The organism is Ruegeria sp. SAZA006 (assembly GCF_059613465.1).
In genome coordinates, this window is the sequence record NZ_JBXWSO010000004.1 from 355423 (window position 1) to 370436 (window position 15014).

18 protein-coding genes are annotated in these 15014 nt (G+C 62.2%); 1 reads left to right on the forward strand and 17 read right to left on the reverse strand.

Features of this window, described 5'->3' with window-relative positions:
* Positions 1 to 28 precede the first annotated feature (28 nt).
* The 7 genes from AC2FNZ_RS04450 to AC2FNZ_RS04480 all read right to left on the reverse strand — a co-directional run bounded on the left by AC2FNZ_RS04450 (position 29) and on the right by AC2FNZ_RS04480 (position 6705).
* A complete protein-coding gene (locus AC2FNZ_RS04450; protein ID WP_170458553.1) occupies positions 29 to 1243 on the reverse strand; it encodes a DegT/DnrJ/EryC1/StrS family aminotransferase in 1215 nt (404 codons plus the stop codon).
* Between the two features lie 111 nt (positions 1244 to 1354).
* Positions 1355 to 2659: an NAD(P)/FAD-dependent oxidoreductase gene (locus AC2FNZ_RS04455; protein WP_496839670.1), complete on the reverse strand. Its 1305-nt coding sequence runs from the start codon at positions 2657 to 2659 to the stop codon at positions 1355 to 1357.
* Positions 2660 to 2671: 12 nt separating this feature from the next.
* Positions 2672 to 4030, reverse strand: coding sequence for a glutamine synthetase family protein (locus tag AC2FNZ_RS04460; RefSeq protein WP_005982147.1), 1359 nt, complete (start codon positions 4028 to 4030; stop codon positions 2672 to 2674).
* A complete protein-coding gene (locus AC2FNZ_RS04465) occupies positions 4030 to 4710 on the reverse strand; it encodes a type 1 glutamine amidotransferase (RefSeq protein ID WP_170337836.1) in 681 nt (226 codons plus the stop codon). The genes AC2FNZ_RS04460 and AC2FNZ_RS04465 overlap by 1 nt, the downstream gene beginning before the upstream one ends.
* A gap of 58 nt (positions 4711 to 4768) precedes the next feature.
* A complete protein-coding gene (locus AC2FNZ_RS04470; protein ID WP_496839671.1) occupies positions 4769 to 6088 on the reverse strand; it encodes a glutamine synthetase family protein in 1320 nt (439 codons plus the stop codon).
* A gap of 70 nt (positions 6089 to 6158) precedes the next feature.
* Entirely contained in the window at positions 6159 to 6377 is a 219-nt protein-coding gene (locus tag AC2FNZ_RS04475) for a GDCCVxC domain-containing (seleno)protein (RefSeq protein ID WP_496839672.1), read from the reverse strand.
* A gap of 4 nt (positions 6378 to 6381) precedes the next feature.
* Positions 6382 to 6705 (reverse strand): hypothetical protein, encoded by a 324-nt coding sequence (locus AC2FNZ_RS04480; protein ID WP_496839673.1) that lies wholly within the window; start codon positions 6703 to 6705, stop codon positions 6382 to 6384.
* Positions 6706 to 6803: 98 nt separating this feature from the next.
* Here AC2FNZ_RS04480 and AC2FNZ_RS04485 point away from each other — a divergent pair, with 98 nt between their 5' ends.
* Positions 6804 to 7193: a MerR family transcriptional regulator gene (locus AC2FNZ_RS04485; RefSeq protein ID WP_496839674.1), complete on the forward strand. Its 390-nt coding sequence runs from the start codon at positions 6804 to 6806 to the stop codon at positions 7191 to 7193.
* Positions 7194 to 7204: 11 nt separating this feature from the next.
* On the opposite strand, the gene AC2FNZ_RS04490 is transcribed toward AC2FNZ_RS04485, so the two are convergent.
* The 10 genes from AC2FNZ_RS04490 to secG all read right to left on the reverse strand — a co-directional run bounded on the left by AC2FNZ_RS04490 (position 7205) and on the right by secG (position 14903).
* The gene (locus AC2FNZ_RS04490; RefSeq protein ID WP_170358529.1) at positions 7205 to 8011 is read right to left on the reverse strand and encodes an ABC transporter permease; all 807 of its coding nucleotides are present in this window, start codon (positions 8009 to 8011) and stop codon (positions 7205 to 7207) included.
* The gene (locus tag AC2FNZ_RS04495; RefSeq protein WP_496839675.1) at positions 8008 to 8895 is read right to left on the reverse strand and encodes an ABC transporter permease; all 888 of its coding nucleotides are present in this window, start codon (positions 8893 to 8895) and stop codon (positions 8008 to 8010) included. The genes AC2FNZ_RS04490 and AC2FNZ_RS04495 overlap by 4 nt, the downstream gene beginning before the upstream one ends.
* 81 nt (positions 8896 to 8976) lie before the next feature.
* The gene (locus AC2FNZ_RS04500) at positions 8977 to 9726 is read right to left on the reverse strand and encodes a transporter substrate-binding domain-containing protein (RefSeq protein ID WP_093962541.1); all 750 of its coding nucleotides are present in this window, start codon (positions 9724 to 9726) and stop codon (positions 8977 to 8979) included.
* Between the two features lie 32 nt (positions 9727 to 9758).
* Positions 9759 to 10535 (reverse strand): ABC transporter ATP-binding protein, encoded by a 777-nt coding sequence (locus tag AC2FNZ_RS04505; RefSeq protein ID WP_093962540.1) that lies wholly within the window; start codon positions 10533 to 10535, stop codon positions 9759 to 9761.
* Positions 10536 to 10663: 128 nt separating this feature from the next.
* Positions 10664 to 11407, reverse strand: coding sequence for a phosphate/phosphite/phosphonate ABC transporter substrate-binding protein (locus tag AC2FNZ_RS04510; protein WP_496839914.1), 744 nt, complete (start codon positions 11405 to 11407; stop codon positions 10664 to 10666).
* Between the two features lie 5 nt (positions 11408 to 11412).
* A complete protein-coding gene (locus tag AC2FNZ_RS04515; protein ID WP_496839676.1) occupies positions 11413 to 11850 on the reverse strand; it encodes a tellurite resistance TerB family protein in 438 nt (145 codons plus the stop codon).
* Between the two features lie 20 nt (positions 11851 to 11870).
* Entirely contained in the window at positions 11871 to 12320 is a 450-nt protein-coding gene (locus AC2FNZ_RS04520; protein ID WP_170340012.1) for a tellurite resistance TerB family protein, read from the reverse strand.
* A gap of 39 nt (positions 12321 to 12359) precedes the next feature.
* Positions 12360 to 12653 carry a DUF1330 domain-containing protein gene (locus AC2FNZ_RS04525; RefSeq protein ID WP_170368720.1) on the reverse strand — a complete coding sequence of 98 codons (294 nt, stop codon included), beginning with the start codon at positions 12651 to 12653 and terminating at the stop codon, positions 12360 to 12362.
* 80 nt (positions 12654 to 12733) lie between these two features.
* A complete protein-coding gene (gene pyrG, locus AC2FNZ_RS04530; protein ID WP_093963011.1) occupies positions 12734 to 14377 on the reverse strand; it encodes a CTP synthase in 1644 nt (547 codons plus the stop codon).
* Positions 14378 to 14537: 160 nt separating this feature from the next.
* Positions 14538 to 14903: a preprotein translocase subunit SecG gene (gene secG / locus AC2FNZ_RS04535; protein WP_093962537.1), complete on the reverse strand. Its 366-nt coding sequence runs from the start codon at positions 14901 to 14903 to the stop codon at positions 14538 to 14540.
* Positions 14904 to 15014 lie beyond the last annotated feature (111 nt).

A 15014-nucleotide genomic window follows, 5' to 3' on the forward strand; every position in this document is an offset into this window, starting at 1 on the left:
TCCGGGCCTTTTCTTTCTGGCGTTGGGGTCAGGTGCCGAAGGCCACTTCGGGCGCGGTAACCTCGCCGACCGAGGCCAGGATGATGTCAGCGATTACATCCAGTTCCGCGCGGGTCAGGCGCACCGGCAGGCGCACGTCACAGGCCGACATCAGCATTGCGCGCGTTCGAGGCAGCTCGACCTGCTCTGGCAGAAACTGCCAGTTCCAGAAGGCGCGGGCGTTGTCCTCGCTCAGACCAAAGACCTGCACCTTGACGCCACGGCCCTCGGAGGCGGCGGCAAATGCCTTGATCTGGTCTTTGTTTAGATCGACCAGGTTGAACTGGATCGAGTCCGGCGCACGTCGTTCCGGTGTCAGCGGGTCGGGTACGTGGATGTGCGGTGAGCTGTTCAGGCGCTGCGCGACATAATCGTGGTTGGCCAGCCCGTCGCGCACCCGCCGCGCCAGTTCAGGCAGTTGGGGGCGGATCACCGCAGCGCTGAGGTTGCTCATACGCAGATTGTAAAGCGGCAGCTTGTTCTGCCATCGCGCAAAAGCTTGCTCCAGATCAGGTGTATTCTGGCCGTGCGGGCCTTTGTGTTTCTTCCAGTTGTGCTCGTAGGCGCCCGACATGATCACAGCGCGGGCGACCAGGTCGGGGTCGTCGGTGACAAGGATGCCCCCTTCACCCGCGTTGATCATCTTGTAGGACTGGAACGAGAAACAGCCCACCTTGCCGATGGTGCCGATGTTGCGGCCATGCCAGGTGGTGCCCAGCGAATGGGCCGCGTCCTCGATCACCGGGATGTCGTGCGCGTCGCACAGCGCCATGATCGCATCCATGTCCGAGGTATGGCCGCGCATGTGGCTGATGATCACCGCCTGAACGCCGTCGAGCTTGGTCGCGAAATCGTCAATGTCGATGCGGTAATTGTCGCCCACCTCACACAGGACCGGAACGCAGTCGGCATGCACCACCGACGAAGGCACCGCCGCAAAAGTAAAGCCCGGGATCAGCACCCTCGCGTCCCGCGGCAGCCCCAGCGCCTTGAGCGACAGGAACAGAGCCGCCGAACAGGACGACACCGCCAGAGCGTATTTGCTGCCCAGCAACTCGGCGAACTCCGCCTCAAGCAAAGCAACCGGCGCGTCCTGCGGCGCGGTATAGCGGAACAGGTCCCCGGATTGCATCAGAGACTCGATCGCGTCTTTGGCGGCGGTAGGGATGGGTTCGGCGTCATGGACGTTGGGTGGCAGCGTCATATTTGATAATCCCAAATTCTATGTTTGGAAAAGATAAAATGAAAAGCTGAGCAAACCAAGTCTTCATTCGCCTGTTGGGCGAAATTTCACCGAACCGTCACAAGTCTCGGGTCAAAGGCCCAGCCGATCACGCATGGCATACCATGTCATTGCCAACACCAGCAGAGGGTTGCGCAGGGCTGAGCCTCCAGGAAAGGGCAGAGTGGGCACGCGGGCCATCGTGTCGAACCCTTCGGCCTGACCCTGGATGGCCAGCGCCATCAACTGTCCGGCATGGGTTGCAGTGCCGACCCCATGACCGGAATAGCCCGAGGCCGACAGGATGTTCGGTGCCAGGCGTGTCAGGTAGGGCATTCGCCGCATGGTGATGGCCAGCGTGCCGCCCCAGGCATAGTCGATCCGCACGTCGCGCAGATGCGGAAAGATCTCGGTCATCGGTTTGCGGACCTTGGTGGCGATGTCGGACGGAAAACGATAGCCATAGCTCTCGCCACCGCCGAACAACAGCCGCCCATCGGCGCTGAGGCGGAAATAGTTCACCACGAATTTCGTGTCGGCAACCGCCACGTCCTGCGTCAGAACCTTTGCGGCCTCGGCGCCCAGCGGCTCGGTCGCGGCGATGAAATTGTTGATCGGCATGACCCGCGCCGCGACCTTGCGGTTCAGGTTGCCCAGATAGCCATTGCAGGCCAGAACCAGATGGTCGGCCGTGACCGAACCCTGTTCGGTGCGAACGGTGACGCGCGGGCCTTCTTCGATGCCCAGTACTTCGGTGTTTTCGTGCAGCGTCAGACCGGCGGCCAAGGCGGCCTCGGCCAGACCCAGCGCATAGTTCAACGGGTGCAGATGGGCCGCGCCCCTGTCCAGATAGCCGCCCGCATAGGCCGGCGAGGGACAAAGCGCGCGCCCGGCTTCGGCATCCAGAAGCTCGATCTGGTCATAGCCATAGACGGATTTCAGGTGCTTGGCGTGGGCGTGCAATTCGGCGCGTTCGCCGTCGCTGAAGCCCAGCGTGGCGATGCCCGGTTTCAGGTCGCAATCGATGCCGTGGCGTTCGATCAGCGATTTGACCAGTGTCTTGGCGTCTTCCGCCAGATCCCAGAGCTTGGCCGCGTCGTCGCGCCCGACCAGCTTTTCCAGGTCCTCCTGATCCATGCGCTGGGCGCTGCCCAGTTGCCCGCCGTTGCGCCCCGAGGCGCCGAAACCCACGCGATGCGCCTCAAGCAGGACGACCTTGAACCCAGCCTCGGCCAGATGCAGCGCAGTCGACAGACCCGTATACCCTCCACCCACGACACACACGTCGGCGGTGACATCGCCGCGCAGCGGTTCGGTCGGGGTTTGCGGGTGCGCGGTGGCGGCATACCAGCTGGGCGGGTAGGTGCCGCGTTTGTCATTGCTGTACAGCAGGTTCATGGCGCATATGGCTCAGACGTTCAGCAGCAGGTGTTCACGCTCCCACGGCGAAATCACCTGCAGGAATTCCTCGTACTCGGCGCGTTTGACGATGCTGTAGACGCGGGCGAACTCGGGGCCCAGAACCTGATGCAAGGCGTCGGCCTCGTCGAACAGATCCAGCGCGTTGCCCATGACCTGCGGGATGTCGCCGTCACCTTCGTAAGCGTCGCCATAGAACTGACGGCGCGGCCGGTCCTGATTGACCAGACCAAGATAGCCGCAGGCCAGCGACACGGCGATGCCCAGATAGGGGTTGCAATCCATACCGGCGATGCGGTTTTCCACCCGGCGGCTGTCGGGGCCTGACAGTGGCACGCGGATCCCGGTGGTGCGGTTGTCGCGCGCCCATTCCAGGTTGATCGGGGCGGCGTGGTCCTTGACGTAGCGCCGGTACGAGTTGACGTAGGGCGCCATCACCGCCAGCCCGGCGGGCAGGTGCAGCTGCAGGCCGGCGATGAAGTTGTAGAACGCGTCCGTCTCGCCGCCCTGAGGCCCCGAGAACAGGTTCTTGCCCGTCTCCATGTCGATGATCGAATGATGGATGTGCATGGCCGATCCCGGCTCGTCCTCGATCGGCTTGGCCATGAAGGTGGCAAAGCAGTTGTGACGCAGCGCGGCCTCGCGGATCAGGCGTTTGAAATAGAACACCTCGTCAGCCAGCTTGACCGGATCGCCATGGCGCAGGTTGATTTCAAGCTGACCGGCGCCGCCTTCCTGGGTGATGCCGTCGATCTCGAAACCTTGCGCTTCGGCGAAATCATAGATGTCGTCGATCACGGGGCCGAATTCATCCACGGCGGTCATGGAATAGGCCTGCCGCGCGGCAGCCGGACGGCCCGAGCGGCCCATCATCGGCTCGATCCCCTTGGCCGGGTCCACGTTGCGGGCGACCAGAAAGAATTCCATCTCGGGCGCGACAACCGGTTTCCACCCTTTGTCCTTGTACAGCTGGACCACGCGTTTCAGCACGTTGCGCGGGCTGAACGGAATCGGATCGCCGTCCCGGTCGTAGGCGTCATGGATCACCTGAAGGGTCCAGTCACCGGTCCACGGTGCCGCCGAGGCCGTGCTGAAATCGGGCTTGAGGATCATATCGCGTTCGATGAACCCATCCTCGCCCGCGGCCTCACCCCAGTCACCAGTGATGGTCTGGTAGAAGATGCTGTCGGGTAGATGGAAATAGGCCTGCTTGGCGAATTTCGATGCCGGAACCGCCTTGCCGCGGGCAATCCCCGGCAGGTCCGAGATGATGCACTCGACCTCGTCCAGCCGGTGCCCTTCGATGTAATCCCGTGCTGCTTGTGGAAGTTGGTCTGTCCAGTCGGCCATCAGGCCCTCTCTTTCTTCAGGAACTCTGCCATGAAACGCCCGATATTGGCGTTGTCATCCGGAGCGTTCCATCGGGTTTTTGCGTCGTCCATCAGGGCGTCGGGTACCACGCCTTTACCACGTGTCTCCATGAGGCCCTGAATGAAATCGTTGGAGTATTCGGGATGTGCCTGCACCGTCCAGATCGTGTCCCCGTAGGCAACCATCGCGTTCTTGCAGAACGCGTTGCTGCCCAATAGCTGGGCGCCGTCGGGCAAGGCCGTCACCTGATCCTGGTGCCATGCGTTCAACGAAACCTTGCGCCCGTCATAGTCATACTCCGTGCGTCCGATCGCCCAACCCTTGTCGAACTTTTCAACCTTGCCGCCCAACGCCTGAGCGATGATCTGGTGGCCGAAACAGACCCCGATCAACGGTTTCCGTGCCGCTTGGATCTCGCGGATCAATTGCTCGAGCTTGGGGATCCACGGATGATCTTCGTAGGCGCCATGACGCGAGCCGGTGATCACCCATCCATCGCAGTCGCTTGCGCTGTCGGGGAACACATCATCCACCACCGCATAGGTCACGAACTCGAAATCGTTGCCGTCCAGAAGCTGTTGAAACATCAGGTCGTAGTCGCCGAACGATCGTTCCAGCGGTTCGGGCGCGTGGCCGGTCTGCAGTATGCCGATTTTCATGAGTCACCAAATTTGATCAAATTCAATCTACCCGAGTCTCGATCCACGGGCAAGAGGATCATACGGACTCCAGATAGCTCAGCCAGTGACTGTCGGGGTCCATGTCGGCAAAGCGTGCGGATTCCTGCCTTTTGGTCATCACCATGTTTCGGATCAGATCCCCGGAGAAGATGCGCGCGATGATCGGGTCCGTCTCGAATGCCGAAATGGCCGAATCCCAGTCCCCCGCCAATTGCGGAAGCCCTTCGATCTCGTAGGCATTGCCGGTGATCGGGGCGGGGGGCTGCAGGCCGTCCTCGATGCCGATCAGAGCCGCGCCCAGAACCGCGGCCAGCATCAGATAGGGGTTGATGTCGCCGCCGGCCACGCGGTGCTCGATCCGGCGGGCGGCGGGCGCACCGCCCGGAATGCGGATTGCGGCGGTCCGGTTTTCATAGGCCCAGGCCGCGCCTGTGGGGGCATGGGCTCCGGGTACGAGCCGCGTGTACGAATTGCCATGCGGAGCAAAGATCAGGGTGCTGCCGGGCATGGCGGCCAGACATCCGGCGACGGCAGAGCGCAGGATTTCGGTCCCTTCACGCCCGCCATTGTCAAAGACGTTGCGGCCCTGGCCATCCAGCACCGAGAAATGCACATGCATCCCGTTCCCCGCATCATCAGCATAGGGTTTGGCCATGAAGGTTGCGGTAAAGCCGTGCTTGCGGGCCAGCCCACGGGTCAATGCCTTGAAAAGCCACGTATCATCGGCGCAGCGCATGGCGTCCTGATGGTTCAGGTTGATCTCGAACTGGCCGATGCCGCTTTCGGAAATTGCCGTCTGGGCGGGAATCCCCATTTCAGCGCACCCGTCATAGAGCTCGGTGAAGAAGGCGTCGAAGGCGTCCATTTCGGCCATCGATAACACCGCCTCGCCGCGCAGCCGACGACCGGTAACCGGGTTATGCGGGGGCTTTGGTTGCGCGTCCGCGGAATCAAGCAGGGTGAATTCTAGTTCGGTCGCGGCAACAACTTTCCATCCGCGCTGGGCATAGCGCGACAGGACCGCGGCCAGCGCATGGCGGGGATCGCCGGCAAAGGGTTTACCGTGATCGTCATACAGGCACATCGGCACCAGCGCCGTGGGTGTGGTCAGCCAGGGCATCGGCACCGGGCCGCGCTCGGTCGGACGCAGCACGCCATCGGCGTCGCCGGTTTCGAACACCAGTGGGCTGCCCTCGATATCAGCGCCCCACAGATCGACGTTGAGCGCCGAAAACGGCATGCGCACCGCGCCGCTGTCCAGCTTGTCGGCGTAGGACGGTGGCACGCGCTTGCCGCGCATCTGGCCGTTCAGGTCACAGGCGGCGACGCGAAATGTATGCAGGGCGGCAAGGTCCATCTGGGGCTCCGTCGGTATGTTGCGGCAAACCTAGTCGAGCTTTTGGGTGTTGTCACGATATTTGATCAAATTATCCGCAGCAGCTGTTCCCCTGCTGAATGGGCGGGCAGGCCACGGTTCCGTACGAGCAATAGACACAGCAATCGCCCGGCTTTGGTTTCAGTACTGTGTGGCAGGCACTGCATTCATAGAACCATTGGCAGGCGTCGGTGGGCATGGTCTCGGTCTGGGCGTGGCCGCAGGCGGGGCAGGTCAGGGTGCTTTCAAGCGTTACGGGCGTGTCTGTCATGGTCTCACATCTGTTGGATCAGAAATTCGTTGATGCGGGCCTCGTTGAACACGACGACCCAGGCGAGGGCGGTCATCGCGGTGCTGGCCGCCAAGCCCCATTTCAGATGGCGTACGGAGTTGCGCCGATAGGCCACCAGCCACGCCACTGCGACCAGTGCCGTCGAGGCCGCCAGAACATAGTAGCTGAGCGCCGCGATCTGGCCAAAGACAGCCAGCCAACTGCCGCCAAGGCCCAGCAACATCATCGTCATCGGTAGCACGCAGCATGCGCCCACACCCAGGGCCGACAGGGATCCGGCAAAGCTGAGGCCGAGAAATCCGCGCATCTTGTTCCTCCGTTATTCAGGGGCCGCAGCATTGCCGCAGCGTGTGGGCATAGGTATAAATCCTGTAGCCACTACAGGATCAAGCGAAACGAGGTTACATGATTGCGATCGGCGAAGCGGCCCGTCAAAGCGGCGTAGGGATCGAGACCATCCGGTACTACGAGCGTGAAGGCATCGTGCCGCGCCCGGCGCGGGCGGCCAACAATCGGCGGCTGTATTCCGCGCAGGATGTGGGGCGGTTGCGGTTTCTGAAACGCTGCCGTGACCTGGGGTTTTCGCTGGGCGATGCAAAGGCCCTGCTGGACCTGTCCGAGGGCGGCGCGGCCGATTGTGCCGAGGTCAGCGCATTGGCCCAACGCCACATGGAGAGCGTCCGCCGCAAGATCGCCGAGCTGCAAAGGCTGGAGGCCGCCCTGGGCGAGCTGACGGCAAATTGCGCCGAAGGGTCGATGGACTGCCCGATGCTGGGCCGGTTGCGGATGGCCTGAACCCCGGCGCCTCAGCGCGCCAGGTTCAGGCGGAACCGCATCTTGGCCTTGCGCGCCACCGGCAGGTGCCGGTTCAGCCGCTTGTTGATCAGGCCGAACACGCCCACGATCACCAGCGTCAGCAGGATGAAATAGAACGCCAGGATCGGGTAGGGGACGAACGGGTTGAACGTCTTGTCGGCGAAATAGCTGGCATAGTACAGCGCGTCCCCGCGTTGCTGCCAGGCCGGGAAGGCCGAGAAGAAGACCAGCGTGGTGGCATGGAACAGGAAAATCGCCTCGTTCGTGTAGGCGGGCCAGGCCAACCGCAGCATGGTGGGCCACACGATCCGGCGGAAGCGGGACCAGCCGGACATGCCATAGGCATCGGCGGCCTCGATATCTCCCTTGGGGATCGACCGCAGCGCGCCATAGAAGATCTCGCCCGAATAGGCGGCGGTGTTCAGGAACAGCACGATCAGCGCCCCCAGCCAGGCCGAGGTGAAGGCGTCGAACATCGGGTAGGTCTTCTTGAGCGACAGGAACAGGAAGTACGCAAAGAAGAACTGGATGAACAGTGGTGAGCCGCGGAAGATGAAGATGAACCACTCGGACGGTTTGCGCAGCCACTTGCGGCTGGACGCCTTGCCCAGGGCCACGGCCGTGGCCAGGAAGAACCCGGTGGCCAGCGCCATCACGCCGAAATAGATGTTCCAGATCATCCCCGAACCGATCAGGGTGAACTGTTCGCACAGGGTGAAATCGCTGCGCGGCAGCAGGCGCTCACCAAACCCGATCGAACGCAGGCCGTAGTCCTGGATGGTCTGCAGGCAGCTCATGCGGTGGTCTCCTTGCGCAGCAACTCTCCGCCCGATGTGGCCTGGCCATGCGACAGGCGGCGCATCAGCCGTTCGAGGCCGATCTCGGAAATGCGGGTCATGCCCAGGTAGAAGACCAGCAGAAACAGGAAGTACCACATGCGCCAGTCGCCATGCGGATAGGCGGTGAATTTCGACGTCTTGGTGCCGCCCAGTTCGCGCGCCCAATAGACGATGTCCTCGACCCCCAGCAGGAACAGCAGGGGCGTGGCCTTGATCAGTACCATCCACAGGTTCGACAGACCGGGCAGGGCATAGACCCACATCTGCGGCACGAGAATGCGCCAGAAGGTCTGGCGGCGGGTCATTCCATAGGCCTCGGCGGTTTCAAGCTGCGCCAGCGGCACGGCGCGCATACCGCCGAACAGCACGTTGGCGGCGAAGGCGCCGAACACGATCGAGAAAGTGATGACCGCCAGGAAAAAGCCGTAGGTTTCGTGCACCCATTCCGGTGCGGTGCCCAACGGCAGCTTGGCGGCGGGGCAGACGAGGAAGTCGTTGCCCTGACGGATCGGATCGGTCCAGTCGGGACACAGCACCTGATGCCGCATCCACTCGAACCCTTGGTCCAGGGCGATCACGAAGAACAGGAAAAACGCAATGTCAGGCACGCCGCGCACGATGGCGATATAGCCCTTGCCCAGCCAGCCCAGCGGCGGGATATGCGACCGCGCCGCCATTGCCCCCGCAAAGCCGAAAGCCAACGCCACCGGGGCCGTCACCGCCAGCAAGGCCAGGACCTTGATGAACGACAGGTAGAACGACCAGTGCACGCCGTTGGTCAGATAGCATGAAAACCAGCGGAACGTTCCGAGCGTGTCGGGATCAGCGCAGTAGGAAAACATGGGGCGTCTTTCGAACGTCGGGTCCGGCTTGGGGCCGGGATGGGTTCGGCGCGCGTGGCGCCGAACCGCAGGACCGGATGCTTAGTTGGTGACGACCGAGCCGTCAGGTGCGTAGGTGGCGGTGTCTTCACCAAACCACTTTTTCAGCATCTCGTTCAGGGTGCCGTCCTCTTTCATCGAGGTGATGGCGGCATCGAACTTGCCGCGCAGTTCGGCATCGCTTTCGCGCAGGCCCATGCCGACGCCACCGCCCAGCGGGACCGGATCGCCGACAAAGACCAGTTCGCCATTCGATTCCTCGACCAGCGGCACCAGGTAGTCGCGGTCGGCCAGAACGGCATCAGCCTCACCGTTGCGCACGGCGGCGATGGTTTCCTCGGGCGTTGCGAATTCAACCAGAGTTGCGCCCGACTCGGCCACGTGGCCAGCCTGGATGGTGGCGGTCTGTGCGGCGACGACGCCGCCGGTCACGTCAGCATCAGCCGAGGTTGCGACATAGGCCGAAGCGGTCGGCGGATAGTAGTCCTGGGTGAAGTCGATGACCTCATCACGCTCGGCCGTGATCGACATGCCCGCGATGATGGTGTCGTAGTTGCCCGAGACCAGGTTCGGAATGATCGAATCCCAGTCGTTCTTGACCCATTCGCATTCCAGCTGGGCGCGTTTGCACAGCTCGTCGCCGACCTCACGCTCGAAGCCGTCGATCTCGCCGGCGTCGTTGATGAAGTTGTACGGAGGATAGGCGCCCTCGGTGCCCATGCGGACCGTGTCGGCCATGGCCATACCAGCGCCAAGCGCCAGCGCTGCAGTGGTCAGAATCAGGTTTTTCATTGGTAACTCCCCTGTTTGGTTCTGTCCTGATTTTACGCCGCCTTTGTGGCGGAGAGAAAGCCCCGAAGCCTTTCGGATTCGGCAGCAGTGAAAATATCTTCGGGCGAGCCTTCTTCTTCAATCAGGCCCTGGTGCAGAAACACCACGTGGCTTGAGATGTCGGCCGCCATCTGCATGTCGTGCGTGACGATGATCATGGTGCGGCCTTCGGCGGCCAGATCCTTGATCACCTTGATCACTTCCTGTTCCAGCTCGGGATCGAGCGCCGAGGTCGGCTCGTCGAACAGCAGCGCCTCGGGCTCCATGCACAGGCCCCGCGCGATCGCGGCGCGCTGTTGCTGGCCGCCCGACAACTGTGCCGGATAGGCGTCGCATTTGTCGCCGATGCCAACCTTGTCCAGGTATTTGCGGGCGCTGTCCTCGACCTCGTGCCGGTCACGGCCCAGCACGGTAATCGGGGCCTCCATCACGTTCTGTAAGATGGTCATGTGGGCCCAAAGGTTGAACTGCTGGAACACCATCGACAGGTTGGTACGGATGCGCAGCACCTGCTTTGGATCGGCGGGGCGGCGGTGATCGCGAGTTCCGGTCCAGCGCACCGGCTCGCCCTTGAACAGGATTTCGCCCTCCTGGCTGTCTTCCAGCAGGTTGCAGCAGCGCAGCAGGGTGGATTTGCCCGACCCGGATGATCCGATCAGCGACACCACGTCGCCGCGATGGGCGGTGATGTCCACTCCTTTGAGGACTTCGAGATTGCCAAAGCTTTTGTGCAGGTTCTTGATCTCGATGACGGGAGTGCTGTCTGTCACGGGTCGTCCTGGTCTTGTTGATTGCGTTGGTGCGGTACTAGGGCCGAAAAACAAGAGCAATGCAATGCGCAAATGACAAGTTCAAGTCCTGAAACCTCCGATTCGGCCACGGTCAGTGGTCAAATTGGTCAGCTTTCGGGCAGCAACGCCGCAGGCGATGGCGGGTTGGGAACGGCCAGGTAGAGATCGGCTGCGATGTCGATCAACCCGCGGATGTGCAGCGCTGCGCGATCAGCCGGGGAAAGGTCTGAGATCGCGGCGCGAACCGCGGCTGCGACCGGGGCCGGATCGCGCGTGATCGCAGTGATGTAGGGCAACGCCGGGGTGGGGCGCGTGCTTTCCACCGGGCGCAAACGCTTGCCCAGATCGGTATGCTCTTGCAACAGCACCCATGTAAGTGCGTCCAGCGCCGCAAAATCGGCTTGGCCGTCGGCCACCGCCTGCGCCGACAGAGCGTGTCCGCCGGTTTCCAGCCGGCGCGCCGGAGCAAGGCCCAGTTCGGACAGATGCGTGACCGGCGCGGCCCAGCCCGATTGGGACAGCGCCTCGTTATAGGCAAAAATGCCCGCTGCCAGTTCAGGCAGATCGCGCGCGTCATCGGCGCGGGCCACGAAAACCGAGCAGTAGTGTCCCGGCGGACAGCCCGGCAGTTCATAATCTGGAGTGCCAACCAGGTGCACCTTGCCGTGCAGGCGCGTGCGATAAGGCATACCGCAGGTCTGGGCAAAGACCAGGCTCGGATCCTGCCAGATGTCCCAGAAATCACGATCGCGGGTCAAATGGTTCGGACCTTCGCCCAAATGTGCGCGAATCAAACTCCAAAAGCGATCGTTGGCCGGTTGCAAAGCGGGCATGTCGTACATGCCCAGCATCGCCGTCACGATTTGGCGGCCTTCTGTCGGGCTAGGGCTGAATCCACGTCGCTGACGCCCAGAAGGCTGACGACCAGTCGCAGCAGCGAGTCCTCGTCCTGCGAGCGCTGACCGTCGGCCAGCGCCACCGACCACAGCGCCTGAACCACGCCAAGGCGATGGTCGTACGGCACCGCATCCTTGATAGCCCGGGTAAAGCGGACGGTATCAGGCGCCTCGGCCTCGAGGTCTTCGGCCTGGGCACGCAGCCCTGCGGCCTCGAACAGGGACAGGCCATAGCGCTCGGCCAGAACCTTGTCGATGCGCGACATCTCGGTATCGGCATAGTCATCATCGGACCGGGCAAGGCGAACCAGCAGGGCGGCCAAGGCCAGCCGGGCGTCGTCATCGGTCAGTGGGTCGGGCTGCGGCTGGGTCAGCCGGGACAGAAAGGCGTTGAACATGGCCTAGATATAGCGGCCACTCAGCCCGCGTCCAAGCGGCTTTGCACCCGTTCGCGCGCGGCTTGGCTGTCATTGTAGCTGAGGCCCATGGCGATACGCGCTTCTTCGACGATCTTGATCTCGCCCTCGTCCGAATTGCCGTCGGCCAGCACAACCTCCCAAAGGGCCTCCATTGCCGCCAGACGTTCGTGCAAATCCGTCGTTTCGCGGATCAGTTTGCCGAAGGTATCCGTGTCGGGGGCCGCGGCGTGCAGCTTCTCGCAGGTGGCGCGGACCTTTGCGGCCTCGATCGCGTTGTGCTGATAGAGCCGTGCCAAGATGCGGTCGATCAGGCTGATTTCCTCGATCTTGTAGTCGCGGTCGGCCTGCGCGACACGCACCAGCAAGGCGCCAAGCGCCAGTTCCGCATCAGGGTCCGGCAGCGTGGTCTGCTGAGGAGGGCGCAAAGCCTGCAGGAAGTTCTTTAGCAGTGGCATTGGGGAATCCGTATTTCTGTCACCGTGTCCGTGCTAGGCGTCATACCCTTCGATGATCACCAGATCACCGGATGAAACAGGATCGCGCAAGGCTTTTGCCTTTTGGTACAGGTCGCTTTCATAGCAGGCCAGGGCGGCCTCGTAGCTGGGAAATTCGACAACGACGGTTCGCGCCCGCGCTGCGCCTTCCCGCACCTGACGATCTCCACCACGCACCAGAAAACGGGCACCGTATTCGGCAAAAGCTTCGCCATTGGCAGCGATGTAGGTCTTGTAGGTCTCCATGTCGTCTACATCGACATGGGCCACCCAATATCCTTTGCTCACGCGGTCTGCTCCTTCTGCCCGTTCCGGCTCAAACTGAACCGGAACGCTTTGCAAAGCAAGACCAAGCCGAACAGTCCGCCTCAGACCAGACGTGACGTGTCCTTGGCCGCGCGCACGAAGTCGCGGAACAACGGGTGCGGATCGAAAGGTTTGGATTTCAGTTCCGGGTGGTACTGCACGCCGATGAACCACGGGTGGTCTGACCATTCGACGATCTCGGGCAGGCGTCCATCGGGTGACATACCCGAGAAGTTCAAACCGGCTTTCTCAAGTTGTTCGCGATACTTGGTGTCCACCTCATAGCGGTGGCGGTGTCGTTCTTCGATCTGGGTGCTGCCATAGACCTCGGCCACTTTCGAGCCTTCGGTCAGAACCGCGTTGTAGGCACCCAGACGCATGGTGCCGCCCTTGTCGTCACCAACCTTGCGTTCGATCTTGGCGTTGCCCTGAACCCACTCCTTGAGGTGATAGACCACCGGTTCAAAGCGTTTCTTGCCGGCCTCGTGGTCGAATTCCTCGGACCCCGCGCCGGAGATGCCGGCCACGTTGCGGGCGGCCTCGATCACTGCCATCTGCATGCCCAGACAGATGCCCAGATACGGCACCTTGTGTTCGCGGGCATATTGCGCGGCCTTGATCTTGCCTTCGGTGCCGCGCTCGCCAAAACCGCCGGGAACGAGGATGGCGTGGAACCCTTCCAGATGCGGGCCGGGGTCTTCGGTGTCGAAGATCTCGGCATCGACCCACTCAACCTTGACCCTGACGCGGTTGGCCATTCCACCATGGGTCAACGCCTCGGCGATGGACTTATAGGCGTCTTCCAGCTGGGTGTACTTTCCGACGATCGCGACCTTCACTTCGCCCTCGGCGTTGTGGATGCGGTCGCTGACGTCTTCCCACTTCGACAGGTCGGGCTTGGGCGCCGGGCTGATCTGGAATGCGTCGAGCACAGCCTGATCGAGACCTTCGCGGTGATAGGCCAGCGGCGCGTCGTAAATGGTCGACAGATCCTGCGCGGCGATTACCGCGTCGGGGCGCACGTTGCAGAACAGGGCCAGCTTTTCGCGCTCTTTCTGCGGGATCGGTCCTTCGGAACGGCAGACCAGGATGTCGGGCGCCAGGCCGATCGAGCGCAGTTCCTTGACCGAGTGCTGGGTGGGCTTGGTCTTCAGCTCGCCAGAGGCCTTGATGTAAGGCAACAGGGTCAGGTGCATGAAAATGCACTGTCCGCGCGGCTTGTCCTGGCTGAACTGGCGAATGGCTTCAAAGAAGGGCAGGCCTTCGATGTCGCCCACGGTGCCGCCGATCTCGCACAGCATGAAATCGACCTCATCCTCGCCGATGGCGATGAAGTCCTTGATCTCGTTGGTTACGTGCGGGATCACCTGAATGGTCTTGCCCAGATAGTCGCCGCGGCGTTCCTTTTCCAGAACGTTCGAATAGATCCGCCCCGAACTGACCGAGTCGGTCTTTCGTGCGGCAACACCCGTGAAGCGTTCGTAGTGTCCAAGGTCCAAGTCGGTCTCGGCCCCGTCGTCGGTGACGAAGACTTCACCGTGTTCGAACGGCGACATCGTGCCAGGATCGACATTCAGGTAGGGATCCAGCTTGCGCAGCCGAACCGAGTATCCCCGAGCCTGCAGAAGCGAACCCAGAGCAGCGGACGCCAGCCCTTTGCCCAAGGATGAAACAACACCACCAGTGATGAAAATAAATCGCGCCATGTTTCTTCGGCTGCCCCCGTGAGACGTCAACATCAACTGCCCGGCGGTTCGAAAAAACCGCAGCATCACGGGACTTCACGTATAAAGGATTCGCGCAAAAAGCGCAAGAGAACCGCAAGATGCTGTTGTGGTTCTCTTTCTGATTTCTAGGTTTTGTGGATCAGTCGGCCTGTGGGATCAGCGGCGCGTTGTCGCCCTGCGCCGGCGGCAGCAGGTCCTCGGCCGAGGGAACAGCAGGTGTGCTCTCTTCGGTCGCGTCCTGAGCCGGAACGCCAAGCCGATCGATGACCGAGCTTCCAGCCGATTTTTCTGCGGCAAGAATCGTCAGCGTGATCGAGGTAACGATGAAGCAGGCTGCAAGGATCCAGGTCACCTTCGCCAGTGCCGTCGTTGCCGAGCGTCCTGCAATGGCGCCACCGCCGCCGCCACCCATGCCCAGGCCACCGCCTTCGGACCGCTGCAGCAGAACAACGGCGATCAGGCCCAAAGCCAAAAGAAGGTGGATGATGAGAACGACGTTTTCCATGGTGTTCCTGTGCGGCGTGGCGTGTATCGCCGGGTACTTAAGCAAGTTTGAGGCCGGGGGCAAGCCACGAGTTGCCATCACCGCCGGGGATTGTGCCGAACAGGCCAAATG